General features: G+C 40.3%; 13 protein-coding genes. 6 read left to right on the forward strand and 7 right to left on the reverse strand.

Annotation, left to right across the window (positions count from 1 at the left end; genetic code table 11):
* Window positions 1–422 precede the first annotated feature (422 nt).
* Both gltP and PR834_RS00365 read right to left on the reverse strand, forming a co-directional pair.
* Entirely contained in the window at window positions 423–1,730 is a 1,308-nt protein-coding gene (gene gltP, locus PR834_RS00360; RefSeq protein WP_004259943.1) for a glutamate/aspartate:proton symporter GltP, read from the reverse strand.
* Window positions 1,731–2,293: 563 nt separating this feature from the next.
* Window positions 2,294–2,956 carry a GntR family transcriptional regulator gene (locus tag PR834_RS00365; protein ID WP_262960411.1) on the reverse strand — a complete coding sequence of 221 codons (663 nt, stop codon included), beginning with the start codon at window positions 2,954–2,956 and terminating at the stop codon, window positions 2,294–2,296.
* Between the two features lie 404 nt (window positions 2,957–3,360).
* Between PR834_RS00365 and PR834_RS00370 the strand changes: the two genes are divergently transcribed.
* The 5 genes from PR834_RS00370 to PR834_RS00390 are packed head-to-tail and all read left to right on the forward strand — an operon-like array spanning window position 3,361 to window position 9,539.
* Window positions 3,361–4,602: an NRAMP family divalent metal transporter gene (locus PR834_RS00370; protein ID WP_112307748.1), complete on the forward strand. Its 1,242-nt coding sequence runs from the start codon at window positions 3,361–3,363 to the stop codon at window positions 4,600–4,602.
* Between the two features lie 14 nt (window positions 4,603–4,616).
* Window positions 4,617–5,396 carry a LamB/YcsF family protein gene (locus PR834_RS00375; RefSeq protein ID WP_110591900.1) on the forward strand — a complete coding sequence of 260 codons (780 nt, stop codon included), beginning with the start codon at window positions 4,617–4,619 and terminating at the stop codon, window positions 5,394–5,396.
* On the forward strand, window positions 5,393–6,199 hold the full coding sequence (locus PR834_RS00380) for a putative hydro-lyase (protein ID WP_094962314.1): 807 nt from the start codon (window positions 5,393–5,395) through the stop codon (window positions 6,197–6,199). The genes PR834_RS00375 and PR834_RS00380 overlap by 4 nt, the downstream gene beginning before the upstream one ends.
* Before the next feature lie 9 nt (window positions 6,200–6,208).
* Window positions 6,209–7,813 carry a 5-oxoprolinase/urea amidolyase family protein gene (locus tag PR834_RS00385; RefSeq protein WP_272525617.1) on the forward strand — a complete coding sequence of 535 codons (1,605 nt, stop codon included), beginning with the start codon at window positions 6,209–6,211 and terminating at the stop codon, window positions 7,811–7,813.
* Window positions 7,800–9,539 (forward strand): acetyl/propionyl/methylcrotonyl-CoA carboxylase subunit alpha, encoded by a 1,740-nt coding sequence (locus PR834_RS00390; protein ID WP_272525618.1) that lies wholly within the window; start codon window positions 7,800–7,802, stop codon window positions 9,537–9,539. The genes PR834_RS00385 and PR834_RS00390 overlap by 14 nt, the downstream gene beginning before the upstream one ends.
* A gap of 41 nt (window positions 9,540–9,580) precedes the next feature.
* Here the strand turns inward: PR834_RS00390 and PR834_RS00395 are convergent, their stop codons facing one another.
* Window positions 9,581–9,850, reverse strand: a complete 270-nt coding sequence (locus tag PR834_RS00395) for a hypothetical protein (protein ID WP_004259979.1) — start codon at window positions 9,848–9,850, stop codon at window positions 9,581–9,583.
* Between the two features lie 403 nt (window positions 9,851–10,253).
* Between PR834_RS00395 and PR834_RS00400 the strand changes: the two genes are divergently transcribed.
* Window positions 10,254–10,796, forward strand: a complete 543-nt coding sequence (locus tag PR834_RS00400) for a DUF924 family protein (RefSeq protein WP_004259983.1) — start codon at window positions 10,254–10,256, stop codon at window positions 10,794–10,796.
* A 57-nt stretch (window positions 10,797–10,853) separates the two neighbouring features.
* Here the strand turns inward: PR834_RS00400 and PR834_RS00405 are convergent, their stop codons facing one another.
* The 4 genes from PR834_RS00405 to PR834_RS00420 form a co-directional block, all read right to left on the reverse strand.
* On the reverse strand, window positions 10,854–11,447 hold the full coding sequence (locus PR834_RS00405) for a TorD/DmsD family molecular chaperone (RefSeq protein WP_272536304.1): 594 nt from the start codon (window positions 11,445–11,447) through the stop codon (window positions 10,854–10,856).
* A gap of 152 nt (window positions 11,448–11,599) precedes the next feature.
* Window positions 11,600–12,376, reverse strand: a complete 777-nt coding sequence (locus PR834_RS00410; RefSeq protein WP_172767053.1) for a dimethyl sulfoxide reductase anchor subunit family protein — start codon at window positions 12,374–12,376, stop codon at window positions 11,600–11,602.
* 1 nt (window position 12,377) lies between these two features.
* On the reverse strand, window positions 12,378–12,995 hold the full coding sequence (locus PR834_RS00415) for a DMSO/selenate family reductase complex B subunit (protein ID WP_036958092.1): 618 nt from the start codon (window positions 12,993–12,995) through the stop codon (window positions 12,378–12,380).
* Between the two features lie 11 nt (window positions 12,996–13,006).
* Window positions 13,007–15,436 (reverse strand): DMSO/selenate family reductase complex A subunit, encoded by a 2,430-nt coding sequence (locus tag PR834_RS00420; protein WP_272536305.1) that lies wholly within the window; start codon window positions 15,434–15,436, stop codon window positions 13,007–13,009.
* Window positions 15,437–15,496 lie beyond the last annotated feature (60 nt).

Genomic DNA, 15,496 nt, shown 5'->3' on the forward strand with positions numbered 1-15,496 from the left:
TATCTCGTCTATTAATAATTTATAGCCTTGTTTAGCACAAGGTTATCGTTATAACCAGCTGTGTAGCATAAAGTATGATAATGAAAATATAAAAATTACCATTAGGTGTTGGAGCACCTTTAAAAACAAAAGAAATCTTCTTACTTGATTCATTGTTTCCTGCTTTGGCGAATATAATAAACGGCTAATTAAAACTCTTTTTTAGTGTAGTTCCACTAATAATAAAATACCAATTTCCATTAAAAAAATTAAAAAAATGTGAAATAAATTACACTTAATAAGTAAAAATAACTAAGTTAATGAGTAATTAATAAATAATAAAATATCTGGTCATTTATCACGTAAAATATGTAAAAATCGAATAGCCTTCAATAACGATGTTAATCGAAGGCTATTCTAATATAGAGTTACTTTAGAATAAACTAAAAACTTTCTTCATATTCACGAGCTTTTTTATCGTCATAGTTATGTTCCCATTTGGCAATAACAAGTGCGGCTAGGGCGTTGCCTACAACGTTAAGTGCAGTACGTGCCATATCAAGAATTCTGTCAACACCCGCAATGAATGCTAACCCTTCTAGTGGGATACCGACACTTCCTAATGTGGCAAGGAGAACAACAAATGAAACTCCAGGGACACCCGCAATGCCTTTAGATGTGATCATAAGGGTAAATACTAAGATTAGTTCTTGCCCAATGGAAAGTTCAATACCATAGAGTTGGGCAATAAAAATAGCAGCAATACTTTGGTATAATGTAGAGCCATCTAAGTTAAATGAATAGCCAATTGGAATAACAAAGCTTGTTACGGATTTAGGAGCACCATATTTTTCCATTTTATCCATAATACGAGGAAGTACGGTTTCAGAACTGGCTGTTGAGTAAGCGAGCAATAACTCATCTTTTAATATTTTCATTAAAGTGAAAATATTTATTCGACAATAACGAGCGACTAATCCTAGTACAACTACAGCAAAAAATATAATTGCACAATGGACGAGGATAACAAGTTTTAATAAAGGAACTAATGATGAAAAGCCGAAGTTAGCGACGGTAACGGATATTAATGCGAAAACCCCGATTGGGGCATACATCATAATCATATTTGTTACACGGAACATTGTTTCAGAGAAAGTCTGTAATACATTGAGTAACGGTTGTTTCTTCTCTGATGGTAAAGAAGAGAGCCCCAAGCCAAATAATACAGCAAAAAAGATGACTGGTAGCATATCACCACTTGCCATCGCTGCGAAAATATTACTCGGAACTAAAGTTAAGATCGTATTAATGATCCCCGAAGGGTGGCTTTCGACTTCTTGAGTGGTTTTTTCATATTGAGAAATATCGACTTGCGTTAATTGCGACATATCGATACCAACACCAGGTTGGAATATATTGGCAAAAGAGATACCGACGATAATGGCAATTGTAGTGATAATTTCGAAATAAAGGATAGTTTTAAAGCCGAGAGAACCTAATTGCTTAGTATTACCAACCCCGGCTATTCCAACAATTAGAGTCGATATAACAATAGGAACAACAATCATTTTGATTAACTGAATAAATATTTTACCTGCCGGGGAAAGAATATTTAGAATCAACCAATCTTTGTACTCTGTATTATCATGTAAAAGTGCACCAGCAATAACACCTAAAATAAGAGCAACCAGTATTTGCCATCCTAGGCCAAATTTAAACAGTTTCTTTTTAGTCACTTGGTTTAATGTCATAATGAAATCTCATTTTATATTAATAATTTTTATGTATGTGTTGTTATTATCATAAATTTTATATCGAATATTCGAGAAAACTACAACTATTAACTCGATAAATTTGAGTAATTTCAATATGTAATTTATATCAATATGTTTATTATGTTAAATTTAAATAGTAAAATAGCGATATGTGTTAAATATTATGGATTTTTGTTAATTATTAGTGGATTTTAAGGTGAAGTTGTCATTTTAATTAAATGTAAGCAATTGTTTTAGATTGTTAATGATATTGCTTTTTTGTTACTTATTTTTTCGCGAATAAAACTAGATAGAGTGAAAAACAACCTCTAAAAATAATCTTTTTATTGAAAAGTCAGCAGAATATAATTTTCTGTATAACTCATTCAATTTAATAAGTTAATAAAAAAAGAATTTAATTTGAGCTAATCATTATTAGAAGAATAGGAATTATTAAAATATCAAGGTATGACTATAAATGACCACCTACTAAAGTTTATGTAATGAAATTAGTAAGGGATGAGCGAGTTAAATAAGAAAACTATTAATATTAAAGCAACTCAAAGTGCAGATTGTTTCCGTTTAAATGCAGCGAGTAATGTGCGTTCAGAAAGGTCTAAGTAATCACGTAACATATTAGAGGCATCTAAATTTTGGCCAGACTCTAATAATCTAAGAATAGAATGGTTTTTATCAATATAGGGAGCATATAAAATTTTAGGGTCATTAAGATGACCAAAGGCCAGCCGTAATTCAGCGGACACATTACGGTATAATTTAATTAAGCGTTCGCTGTCAGATAGCTCAACAATGGCAGTATGAAATTTCATATTTGCAGTTCCTACACCCACCCAATTTTCTGTCTTTTCATGTTCACGAGCTTCTTGAACAGCATCTTTCATTTTTTGAACTGATGGATGCAAGGCATATGCATGAGTTAATGCATCACATTCAATGAGTCGGCGAACTTGATAAATATCGATAATGGCAGCCATATCAGGCACTGAGACAAATACGCCCTTATTTGGGGCATAAGTTAATAAACCTTCCTGTGTGAGTACGCGAAAAACTTCTCGCAATGTATTTCGAGAAATATCGAGCTCCTCACTTAATGCTGCTTCAGATAAGCGTTGACCTGGTGTGATCTCCCCAACTGTTATCTTATGGCGTATAACTTCTGCAATAGTGACAGATAAAGTTTGTACAACAGGTTGTTTTTTCATAATAAAGGCTAATTTTAGTCTCAGGGGTGATAAGGCGTTATATTCCCATATTCAAGTTATAGCAGCAAGTTTCCTTTCTCTTTTACTTATTCCATTCCATGTATTTGCACAAGAATAGTGAAATTTAAATTTATTGCATCAATTTGGTGCAATTTACTCGATAAACATTATGGTTTGTCAGCCAAAATTGTTAAAAAAGTGATCTCGTCTTGATTTTTAAACCAGCAATTACGATTTTTATTGATTGTTTATTCATCATTCAATACTAATTGTTCAACAATCCATTAAAAATGAATTAACAATATAGCTAACAAGTAGAACAATGGCACGATAATTGCCTTAGTGATTGTGACATCAACAACTACATCAATAATTAAAACAATAACTATTAGAGGAGTATTCATATGGCAGCTCAAGAAAGTGCACCAAGTACTGCTGAATATGTGAAAAGCCGCCGTTCATCACTGATAAGCGCAATTTTTTTAATGGCAACCTCAGCCATTGGGCCTGGGTTTATCACACAAACTGCGACTTTTACCGTGACATTAGGAGCCGCTTTTGCCTTCGGGATATTAGCGTCTATTGTGATTGACTTCATTGTGCAGCAAAACATATGGCGGGTTGTTACCCTGACTAAAATGCACTCATCCGAAATTGCGAATGCCACAATTCCTGGGAGTGGCTATTTATTAGCGATATTAGTTATTTTTGGTGGGCTAATATTTAATGTTGGCAATATAGCTGGTGCAGGTTTAGGGCTTAATGCGTTAGTCGGATTAGACCCGAAATGGGGCGGTTTGATTAGTGCATTATTGGCAATTTATATTTTTTCTTCTCGTAAGGCCAGTACCTTTATCGACAGGTTAATCATTGGGTTAGGTGTAGTGATGATTGGCTTAACTTTATTTGTCGCTATCGCATCAAACCCACCTGTTGGAGAAGCATTACGTCAAAGCGTATTACCTGACACAGTTGATTTTGCCATGATAACCACTATTGTTGGGGGCACTGTTGGGGGATATATTTGTTATGCAGGCGCTCATCGCTTATTGGATAAAGGCGCAGTAGGTATTGAAAACATTAAAGTTGTTTCTAGCGCAGCCACAAAAGGCATCTTAGTTGTTGGGTTGATGCGTTACATTTTGTTCTTGGCTATCTTAGGTGTGGTAGCCAGTGGTGTGACTATTGATATTTCAGGGCAGGCTGCAAACCCTGCATCTCAAGCATTTCAGGCTGCCGCTGGTAATTTTGGTTTACGTATTTTTGGTTTAATTCTATGGGCTGCTGCACTCACCAGTGTGATTGGTGCAGCGTATACCTCAATGAGCTTCTTAACGGCATTTAAGTCCTCTATTACAGAAAGGCAGCGTAATGTTGCAACTATTATATTCATCGCAGTTTCTCTGATTGTTTATTTATCCATGGGAACAGCCCCCGCTGCATTATTAGTTTTTGCTGGTGGTTTCAATGGGTTAATTTTACCTATTGGTTTAACTTTATTTGTTTATATCGGCTGGAAGCGTTCAGATTTAATGTCGGGTTACCATTATCCACGTTGGTTATTATGGTCAGGTGTCGTGACATGTGCGCTAACTTGGTATATGGGCGCGATGTCTGTCGGTGCAATCTTTAATTATCTGAAATAACTCAAGGAGTAGCCATGAAAAAGCAAATTGATTTAAATAGCGACCTTGGGGAGAGTTTTGGACAATGGGAAATGGGCAATGATACCGCCATTCTTCCCGTTGTTAGTAGTGCGAACATTGCCTGCGGTTTTCATGCAGGCTCACCTGAAGGGATATTAAAAACCCTTAACGCGGCGAAGGAAAATGGTGTTGCTGTTGGTGCTCATGTTGGTTATCCCGACTTAGTGGGATTTGGTCGACGTAATATGGATATTGCATCGAGTGAATTAACTGCAGACGTGATTTATCAAATTGGTGCATTACAAGGGTTAGCAACCGCAGCAGGGGCACAAGTTTTATATGTTAAGCCTCATGGTGCACTGTATAACACGATTGCTCATGATAAACGCCAAGCAATGGCCGTTATTGATGCGATATTAGCCATTGATAAGCAATTGATATTAGTGGCATTAGCAGGGTCACCATTAATTGAATGGGCAAGAGAATGTGGCTTAAATGTGGTCGCAGAAGCTTTTGCTGATAGAGCTTATAACAGTGATGGCACATTAGTATCTCGAAAATTAGCTGGTTCAGTATTACATGACCCACAGATAGTTGCAGACCGCATGTTGCAGCTGGTCATGGAAGGCGGTGTGATGTCAATTGATGGAAAATTTACACCTGTTGATGCGGGGTCAATTTGTGTTCATGGCGATAGCCCTGGTGCTCTTGAAATGGCAAAACAGGTGCGTGCCGTACTAGAAAAACAAGGTATTGAAATTTATGGTTTTGCTCACAAAGGAGACCACGAATGACACAGCTAATGAAGGCATCACTGCAGGCCATTGAAGCCGCTCGCCATGCACGCCAAGCCATCCGTGAGGGATATGACAAACCAACAGCAGGCCTTGCCCCGGGCATGACCCAAGCCAATATGATTGCATTGCCACGTGACTGGGCATTTGACTTCTTATTATACGCTCAGCGTAACCCAAAGAGCTGCCCTGTTCTTGATGTATGTGAGGCAGGGAGCTGGCAAACGGTTTTAGCTGAAGGTGCTGATTTACGTACTGATATTCCACGTTACCGTGTGTGGGAGAAAGGACAGCTAGTAGATGAAATTACGGATGCGACAGAAATTTATCAGCAACATCCTGATTTAGTAACTTTTTTAATTGGTTGTAGCTTTACATTCGAAACGCCAATGATTGAAGCGGGTATTGATGTACGGCATATCACGGATAAATCCAATGTTCCTATGTATAAAACCAATCGCTTATGTCGTCCAGCAGGGCGTTTACAAGGTGAATTAGTGGTTTCAATGCGACCAATACCCGCACATCGCGTTGCTGATGCAGTAAGTATCACTGGCCGGTTTCCCGCAGTGCATGGCACTCCTGTTCATATTGGTGCGCCAGAACAATTAGGTATTGCTGACATTATGCAGCCTGACTTCGGTGATGCGGTTCGTATTGAAGAGGGCGAAATTCCCGTTTTTTGGGCTTGCGGTGTAACGCCTCAAGCGGCAGTAATGAAATCTGGGGTTCCATTCGCATTAAGCCATGCACCCGGTTACATGTTTATTACGGATGTACCTGATGCCGCATATCACATATAGAGGTGCCAATTGAGATTTTTACCCGTCAATTTAAGTGCTTTTATGGTGGAGTTGGAAAGTCTTGAACAAACAATGGCATTGACTGATTCTTTAACAGAAATGCCCATTTATGGGATTGATGAAATAACACCAGCAGCAAGGACGATTTTAATTCGTTACAACCCGTTCAGGATTGATGTAAATGAGTTGGTTGAAAAGATATCGGTTAGGGATGTGTCGAGAAGAGTTGGTAAGGCCAGTAAATTGGTCACTATCCCTGTTCATTACAATGGAGAGGATCTTTCGGATGTTGCAGCGCATTTAGGGATATCCACTGCAGAAGTGATACGTCGTCACACAGAAAATGAATTTCAGGTTGCATTTAGCGGTTTTGCTCCGGGTTTTGGTTACATGGTGTCGAAAGGCGCTAATCTGAATGTTCCAAGGCGTCAATCACCAAGAGTGCGTATCCCTGCGGGATCTGTTGCCTTAGCCGGGGAGTTTAGCAGTGTTTATCCACAAGCTAGCCCAGGGGGATGGCAGTTAATCGGTGTGACTGAGCTATTAATGTGGGATATCAATCGACCAGAACCCGCACTCGTTCAGGCAGGCATGCGGGTAAACTTTGTTGATGCAACAAAAAGCCAGATTAGCTATAGCTTGCCAACTAAAGTAAGTATTGAAAAAAATGCTGAGAATGTCAGTGCTGATTTAACCGTTTTAGCGACAGGATTACAGGTTTTATTCCAAGATTTAGGGCGTATTGGCCAATCAGCATTAGGTATTTCAGAATCTGGCAGTATGGATAAATCGGCATTGCGTAGTGCAAACCGTATTGTGGGGAATAAATCAGACTCGGCCGTTTTAGAGATAACGCAAGGTGGGTTTAAGGCACAAGTGCACAAAGACCTTATTGTTGCAGTGACTGGTGCGCCTTGTTCTATTGAGGTTATTACGAAAGAACACCAACAATATCAAGTTAATACTTATCAACCGATTCATTTAGCAAAAGGCGACACCATTAAATTAAGCCGTCCGAACAAAGGGGTACGTAGTTATTTCGCTGTGCGGGGTGGTTTTAATATTGAACCTATTTTATCGAGTTGCTCGTTTGATACGCTGGCGCAAGTTGGCCCAGCCCCAATCAAGGTAGGTCAAACATTAACGGTTAGCACTAATTCGTCTCTATTAGCCGTTTCATTAAATGAGACACCTGCTTTTGATTACCCAGCAGAAAATGATGTTGTGGTTTTGGATGTGACATTGGGACCTCGAACGGATTGGTTTACAAAACAAGCCGTTGGCCAACTAACAAAGCAATTATGGCAAGTCACTGCGTCATCAAACCGAATAGGCCTGCGCTTATCTAGTGACAAACCGTTAGAGCGCGAACAACTACAGGAGCTACCAAGTGAAGGGACTTGCATTGGGGCTATTCAAGTGCCAGCAAATGGCCAGCCCGTTTTGTTTCTCAATGACCACCCTTTAACCGGCGGTTATCCCGTCATTGGCGCGGTATGTGAATACCATTTGGATTTAGCAGGGCAAATCCCTGTGAATGCCAAAATACGTTTTAATCCACTTGGTGAATTTAAAGTATTACAAGGGAGCCATTGTGCTTATGAAAATGAATAACAACAAAAAACATAAAGTATTGATTGCTAATCGAGGCGAAATTGCAGTTCGTATTATCCGTGCATGTCGTGATTATGGTTTCCAGTCTGTTGCGGTTTATGCGGACAGTGACATTGAAGCTCTCCACGTCAAAATGGCTGATGAAGCCTACGGGCTTGGAGGAAACTCGCCAGCAGAAAGTTATTTAAATATTGAAAAGTTGATTAGTATCGCTCAGCAGTCTGGTTCAACCATGGTGCATCCGGGGTATGGTTTTTTATCTGAACGCGCTGAATTTGCCCGTGCAGTTGAAGCCGCAGGGTTAATCTGGATTGGGCCTAGCGCAAACAGCATAGATATACTAGGGGATAAGGTTCAAGCTCGCCATATTGCAATGCAAGTCGGTGCACCGCTAGTGGTTGGTACAAAAGACCCTGTGAATAGTGCACAGGAAGTACTAGAATTTGCTCATCAACATGGTTTACCTATTGCCATTAAAGCGGCATTTGGTGGTGGTGGCCGAGGGCTAAAAGTAGCTTGGCAACTCCATGAAGTTGAAGAACTTTATCATTCAGCTGTGCGTGAAGCGACCGCGGCATTTGGACGAGGTGAATGTTTTATTGAACAATTTTTGCATAACCCTCGGCACATTGAAGCCCAAGTTATTGCAGATACGCATGGTAATGTGCTGGTGGTGGGAACACGTGACTGTTCACTACAACGGCGTAATCAAAAACTGGTTGAAGAGTCACCAGCCCCTTTTTTATCTGAGAACCAACAACAGCAAATTGTCCAAGCCTCAACGGATATTTGCCGCAAAGCGGGCTATGTGGGAGCAGGAACCGTTGAGTTTTTGCTAAGCCAAGATGGAACGCTGTCATTTTTAGAAGTGAATACGCGCTTACAAGTTGAGCACCCAGTCACAGAGGAAACCGCAGGGATTGACTTAGTGATTGAGCAGTTACGTATTGCGGAAGGTTTACCTTTAAGTATTAATGAGATGCCGACTCCTCGAGGGCATGCGTTTGAATTTCGTATTAATGCCGAAGATGCTGGGAATGGTTTTTTACCGACCCCCGGCACTATTACTGTTTTTGATGCACCAACGGGGCCGGGAGTCCGTGTTGATAGTGGCGTAACTGCAGGGACTACAATACCGGGTACCTTTGATTCATTAATGGCTAAATTAATTGTCGTGGGGAGTACTCGTGACCAAGCCATTTTGCGTGCACGTCGAGCACTGGCAGAATTTAATATTGAAGGTGTTGCATCCGTATTACCATTCCATCGTGCAGTAATAGAACAAGCTGATTTTTGTGATAATTTTAGTGTACATACGCGTTGGATAGAGACTGAATTTAATGTGGAAATTCCACCAGCAAAACGGCAAATTCCATTATCGGATCCTGCGATGACTCGTACTTTTATTGAAATTGATGGGAAGCGTTGTGAGTTAGGTTTGCCCACTCAACTTTTTTCTGGTTTCTCAGTCAATAATTCAGCGGCATCCCATTCAGCCCCTCAATTAGTTGATAATCCTGATGCGGTCAACGCACCTATTTCCGGGATATTATTTAACTGGCTGATCCCTCAAGGAAATAATGTTTCTGAAGGGGATGTCATTGGTGTAATGGAAGCCATGAAAATGGAAGTGCAAATTGTTGCACACCGAACAGGAACGTTGAAGTATTGCGCTACTAAAGGGGATTTTGTTGAAGCAGAAAGCCCAATAGCTGAAATTATTTAGTTTGATGCCAATTAAGTTTGAGCTAAAGGAGTTAGCTCAAACTAACGGGAAATTCGCTCTGGCAGCGTTCTTAGAGGAAGATGAGGCGCAGGAATAGCATGTTTTTCTTCAGCGGTCATTTCATTGCTATCGCGGTAAACCTCACCACAGAGAAAGTAGAGATTCGGTCGTTTTGATTCTAGGTATTTTTTTCGGCTCATGCATTGTTCTTGTGTAAAAATAGTTTCAGTCACCGGTAATGCATCGCATGAATCCGTACCACAAGGGCTAACCCATAACGCCCAACCAATGAGTACCATATGTCCTGCCATTTACATTGCCTTCCTTAATAAGAACCAATATGAACCGCTGAAAGTGATGACTGCAAGTAACTATCTAATTCACATACGCATTATAGGTTAAATTCTAACATTGAGTTAACCAAATGTATGTATTTAGGCATGATGAATTGTTTCATTCACACTAAAAAGCAAATCGTTATAAATTAAAAAGTTGGGAATTATCATAAGTAGAAAATAAATGATTTGATAATAAATAAAGTAGTATATTGTTAAAATTACACTATCAATATTGCATGTTTTTTTGGTGTCAGATCGCAAAAAAACAAAATAATTATCTACAAACAGCCGATATTAGAGCTCAAGCCTGTCAATTAAGGCTATTTTTAACTAGGATTATGACAACCTCTAATAAGAAAATAGATAGGAATAAATCATGAATGCCATGGAAGAAGTGCTTTCATTTTGGTTTGAGGAATCGACACCAAAACAATGGTTTGAAAAAAGCGCTAAGTTTGATTTGACGATAGCACAACGGTTTGCTCATATCTGTGAACGCGCAGCTAAGGGAGAATTAGCTTATTGGCGGGCATCTATTCGTGGACGTTTAGCGGAAATTATTGTTCTAGACCAGTTTTCACGTAACTTATGGCGTGATACACCACGGTCTTTTGCTCAAGATGGGATGGCTTTAGCATTAGCGCAAGAGGCGATTAAGCAACATGATTATAACCTTCTGACGCTGTCACAGCGCAAGTTTGTTTTAATGCCATTTATGCACTCTGAATCCAGTTTTATACATTTACAGGCGGTTGAGCTATTTCGCATGCTGGGTGATGACGGTACATTAGATTTTGAAATGAGACATAAAGCGATTATTGATAAATTTGGCCGTTATCCTCACCGTAATGAAATTTTAGGTCGGCCATCAACACAAGAAGAAATTGCATTTTTACAAGAGCCAAACTCTTCTTTTTAGACTAAAACCAAATGAGCCCATATTTTGTTTAACTAGCTCATTTGGTTTAGTTTTTATTTAGCGAAATAATTCAGCCCTGACTGGCGATAATTCTAATTTCAATTGTAGTGATTTGAGGTAAATTTCAGTGATCTGTGCAAGGCTAGGGTAAAAAGTGGACTCTGTTTTGCTTTGCTGCACTAGCTCTAAATAGCGATACGCCCAAGGTAACAAATGTTGCTCAAATAGAGCAATAACAGCGCTGTCGTCCTCTTGCTCTGCTAACGCAGAAACTGCCATCATCATTAAGCCAAATTGGTCTTCAGGTTCACGGATTCCAGTATCAGTGACTAAACCTTTCGCTTGCAAAAAGTCGCGATAAGCCGCAGTTGACTCACCCATAACAGTATTATCATGCTCTAAGTACACAGAGCCCCAAGGCGGAGCAGGCATACTGCCTTGTCCTTCGAATAAGATGGAATAATCATAAGAGATATCATCAGGTTGTGTTTGTGACAACGAAGTACAAATAGCCTGAATTCTCTCTGGATCATCCCATGTACATAACTGTGGTAGTTCACCCAAGACAGAGTAAACGTTACGTAAAGTGTCCGATTGCGGAGGGTAGTAGAAAAACGCACCAAGGATGCGGATCATTGTCGTGTCAATCATATTATTTTATCCGTCTTATTTCGCGCTAAAGCATGACATCATTATTTAATTTCCTGCTACTGTATCAATGCAGGTGGTGTTGAAGATATCTAAACAAAGAACCCCAAATGGGGTTCTTTTATGAAACACTATAACATAGTAATAACAATGCCTTACATGGTTATTTGCCACAAATTATAGAATGCAATGCGGCCAGCCAGTTCAGCTAATAATACTGCGGCGGCACAAGTTGCTAATGTCGCTTTTGGTGCGCGGTGCTTTAACGCCATACCAACGAAAGCAGCTAAAGCAATAGCTAAAACAACAACTTGGAAGCCCCAGAAGCCTGTTTGTTCACCGCTAAGAGCGGGACCTGTTTCTGCTAAAAAGGCTTGATAACCCGCACGGCTTGCAAAAATAGCAAAAGTACCAATTAAGAACGAAGCAATACCTAAGCCACGAGCACCGATTGCAATGGCGAGTGCACCGCCACCGACTAACATCGTCATCCACATTTGCAGTGTGGTATAACCGGTGTCCCAGTTAGCAATAGTGGCGATGTTGTACACTTGAGGTATTGACCAAACAAATGCAAGTCCAGAAACTACCGCGGCAATATTAGCCAGCTCACGTAATAACGTATGTTTGAAAAACAAAGTAAAAAATAACGTTGCAGCAGCGCATCCAACAAATACGCCACTCAAGAACGCTTCATTACTCATTGGCGAACGGCCTACACCTAATAACATATTAAAGAAGCGTAGTGGCTGGCCAACGTGTAACCCACCGATCCCTAAACCAATTATCATAATGATAAAGGCCACGATATTGGCAGTTTTTAGCTGACTATCGTCAATAGAACCCATTCTACGGCTAATATAAGCGAGTAAGAAAAGCCCAGCAGCGGACTGTCCTAAGACGGTGAAAAAAACGAGTGGTAATTCATGCATCTTACACCTCCGCAGGGTTTTTTAATTCGCCACTTTTATCGCCAAATGGCTTCGCATCTTTATGTGGTTTGATGACAATATTCGGGTTCGTCAGGCTTGGGTCTGGCATTGGAGCAATGCCACACTCTGTGCCGTGTAACTCACGAAGAACATTAATGTCATCAAAATCTAAAGCACGCTGCGGGCAAGATTCAACACAAACCGGTTTCATCCCTTTTGCGACGCGCTCATAGCAGCCGTCGCATTTACTCATTAGTTTCTTCTTCTCATCAAATTGTGGGGCGCCATACGGGCAGCGCAACTCACAATAACGGCAACCAACACAAATAGATTGGTCAACCACGACTAAACCATCTTCTTCTCGTTTATGCATTGCACCGGTTGGACAACCCGCGACACATGTCGGGTTTGAACAGTGGTTACATGAAATAGAAAGATAGTAACTAAAGACATTTTGCTGCCAAATACCATCTTGTTTTTGCCAACTACCGCCACCGAACTCGTAGACACGACGGAATTTTGGGCCTAAATCTAAATCTTTTTCATCCTTACAACTGACTTGGCATGTTTTACAGCCAGTGCATTTTGTGGAGTCAAAGTAAAAGCCATATTGTTTCATCATTCAACTCCTTAAGCGCGTTTAACTTCAACAAGGTTAGTATGTTGTGGGGTACCTTTAGCCAATGGCGAAGGAACATGCGAAGTCAGTGTATTGATACAACCACCGATATCTAGCCCATCATTATTAAGAGTACGCCATGCACCTTGTGGAACGGCGATAACACCGGGTAATACACGCTCTGTCACTTTCACTTTAATTTGAATACGACCACGATCATTAAATATTTCAGCCATATCACCATTATTCAAGCCGCGTTGCTGGGCATCGACTGGGTTGAGCCAAAACTGATGTGGAATGGCTTCACGTAGCATAGCAACATTGTAATATGATGAATGCACATGGCCTTTATCATGAAAGCCGGTCATTAATAGCGGATGCTTTTGTTGGCTTGCTTGGGCTTCAACACCTTCTTTATTGACGCAATACTCAGGAATGGCAGGAATACGTTGGCCTTCTGGTAATTCCCAATTTTTAACACGTTCAGCTAGTTGTTCTGAATAGATTTCCACTTTACCTGACGGCGTTTTCAATGGGTTATTGATTGGGTCGTCACGGAATTTCTTCAATGCAATATTTTCTGAACTGTTCAGGAACTTACGGTCGATAATACCCGCACCGTCGGTTTCGCTGAATTCAGGTAAATGAGGCATTTTTTCACGTGTTTTGTTATAACAGAACTCAATCCATTCAGCGTAGGTACGGCCTTCGGTGAATTGTTCTTTTACACCCATTTTTTCAGCAATTTCTGCTAACACATCGTAATTAGGGCGATTTTCCCACAGTGGCTCAATGGCATTTTGTAGGCGAACTAAATAATGATACGCACCACTTGCATAGGAGTTATTGATTAAATCGTTAGTTTCTACAGTTGTGACATCCGGTAACAATAAGTCTGCATATTTTGCGGATGGGGTATCATGGTTATCCCATACTAGAATGAATTCACATTTGGATTCATCTGCAAGTATTTCATGGGTTTTATTTAAATCGCCATGTTGGTTACCAATGACATTACTGGAGTAGCACCACATAAACTTGATGTCGTTGTTTAGTTTATCAACACCTTTAATGCCACCATTCTCTGCGGTCAATTCTTTCCCGCGAACAATTGCTTCTGACCACATATAAGTCGGAATCAAGGCTTTTACTGGGTTAGGTAAAGCAAAACCTGCAACAGGATAAGCGTAGCTGTTACCCCACAGCCCAGTGTTAGTTCCTGCACGACCAATGTTCCCAGACATCAACGGTAACATCATAATAGAACGACAGGCTTGCTCGCCATTTTCTGTGCGCTGTAAGCCCCAGCCTTGTGAGATCCATGCTCTATTTGCATTACCGATTTCACGTGCAAGTTGTTTAATACGTGCGACTGAGATACCCGTTAATTTGCTCGCCCACTCAGGGGTTTTTGCGATGCCATCAGGGCCATTACCTAAAATATAATCTTTATATGATGCATTGCGTGGTGCAGAAGCAGGTAAGGTAGACTCATCCCAACCAACACAATAGTTGTTTAGGAATTCTTCGTCAGTCAGGCCTTCTTCGATCATGACATAACCGAGAGCAGCAACTAATGCAGCGTCAGTACCTGGGTAAATAGGTATCCATTCTGCGCCAAGCGTTGTGACGCTATCAGTGCGACGCGGGTCAATAATGATAACTTTTGCTTTGCTTTTATCTAACGCATTGAGGGTTTCGTAAAATTGACCGCCCCCAGACATACGCGTTTCAGCAAGGTTGTGACCAAACATGACGACTAAATCTGAGTTTTGGATTTCAGATAAATATGATTCTTCAATACTGCCATATACGTAAGGCGTGATTTCCATTAATTGCGCATATGAATATGTGCCATAATCGCCCAAGAAACCACCGGTTAAGCTTAATAAACGTTTACAAGCAGCACGACCGTGTAAGTTTGCGCCTGTTGAACCCGAGCCATATTGATAGTAAATGGCATCACTTCCATATTTATCAATAGTATACTGCAGTTTTTCGGCGATAATGGTTGTTGCCTCATCCCATGAGATCTTTTTAAATTTACCTTCACCGCGTTTACCAACTCGTACCATTGGGTATTTTAAACGGTCTGGGTTATAGGTTTTCCAGCGCACTGAACGGCCACGCAAACATGGGCGGATTTGGTGTTCACCTAACGTTGAGTCGTCATACATTGTTTCATTGGAAATGCGGCTGATAACACCGTCTTTCACATGAACTTTTAATGGACAGCGGCTACCACAGTTTACTAAGCATGCGCTATAGCTGATTTTTTCGCTGACTTCGTCAGGCATGATCGCTGGTGTTTTTGCTTGAGCAGCAAAAGGAAGAGTGATTGAGCCAGCAACAGCAGCGATACCCGCAACGGTTGCAGAGGTTTGTATAAACTCCCTCCTGCTCAGTTCTCCAAATTGAGTATTTATTTTATTTTTATGCATTGACATTGCCTATATGTAAATAACAACATTATTTTCTTGTTTTATATGTTAAAAAAAGTT

The sequence above is a fragment of the Providencia sp. PROV182 genome, assembly GCF_028480325.1.
Taxonomy (GTDB): domain Bacteria; phylum Pseudomonadota; class Gammaproteobacteria; order Enterobacterales; family Enterobacteriaceae; genus Providencia; species Providencia hangzhouensis.

Coding starts and splice junctions, on each gene's coding strand:
- gltP (WP_004259943.1), bottom strand. CDS start 1,730: ATGACATTAAACCAAGTGACTAAAAAGAAACTGTTTAAATTTGGCCTA.
- PR834_RS00365 (WP_262960411.1), bottom strand. CDS start 2,956: ATGAAAAAACAACCTGTTGTACAAACTTTATCTGTCACTATTGCAGAA.
- PR834_RS00370 (WP_112307748.1), top strand. CDS start 3,361: ATGGCAGCTCAAGAAAGTGCACCAAGTACTGCTGAATATGTGAAAAGC.
- PR834_RS00375 (WP_110591900.1), top strand. CDS start 4,617: ATGAAAAAGCAAATTGATTTAAATAGCGACCTTGGGGAGAGTTTTGGA.
- PR834_RS00380 (WP_094962314.1), top strand. CDS start 5,393: ATGACACAGCTAATGAAGGCATCACTGCAGGCCATTGAAGCCGCTCGC.
- PR834_RS00390 (WP_272525618.1), top strand. CDS start 7,800: ATGAAAATGAATAACAACAAAAAACATAAAGTATTGATTGCTAATCGA.
- PR834_RS00395 (WP_004259979.1), bottom strand. CDS start 9,850: ATGGCAGGACATATGGTACTCATTGGTTGGGCGTTATGGGTTAGCCCT.
- PR834_RS00400 (WP_004259983.1), top strand. CDS start 10,254: ATGAATGCCATGGAAGAAGTGCTTTCATTTTGGTTTGAGGAATCGACA.
- PR834_RS00405 (WP_272536304.1), bottom strand. CDS start 11,447: ATGATTGACACGACAATGATCCGCATCCTTGGTGCGTTTTTCTACTAC.
- PR834_RS00410 (WP_172767053.1), bottom strand. CDS start 12,376: ATGCATGAATTACCACTCGTTTTTTTCACCGTCTTAGGACAGTCCGCT.
- PR834_RS00415 (WP_036958092.1), bottom strand. CDS start 12,995: ATGAAACAATATGGCTTTTACTTTGACTCCACAAAATGCACTGGCTGT.
- PR834_RS00420 (WP_272536305.1), bottom strand. CDS start 15,436: ATGCATAAAAATAAAATAAATACTCAATTTGGAGAACTGAGCAGGAGG.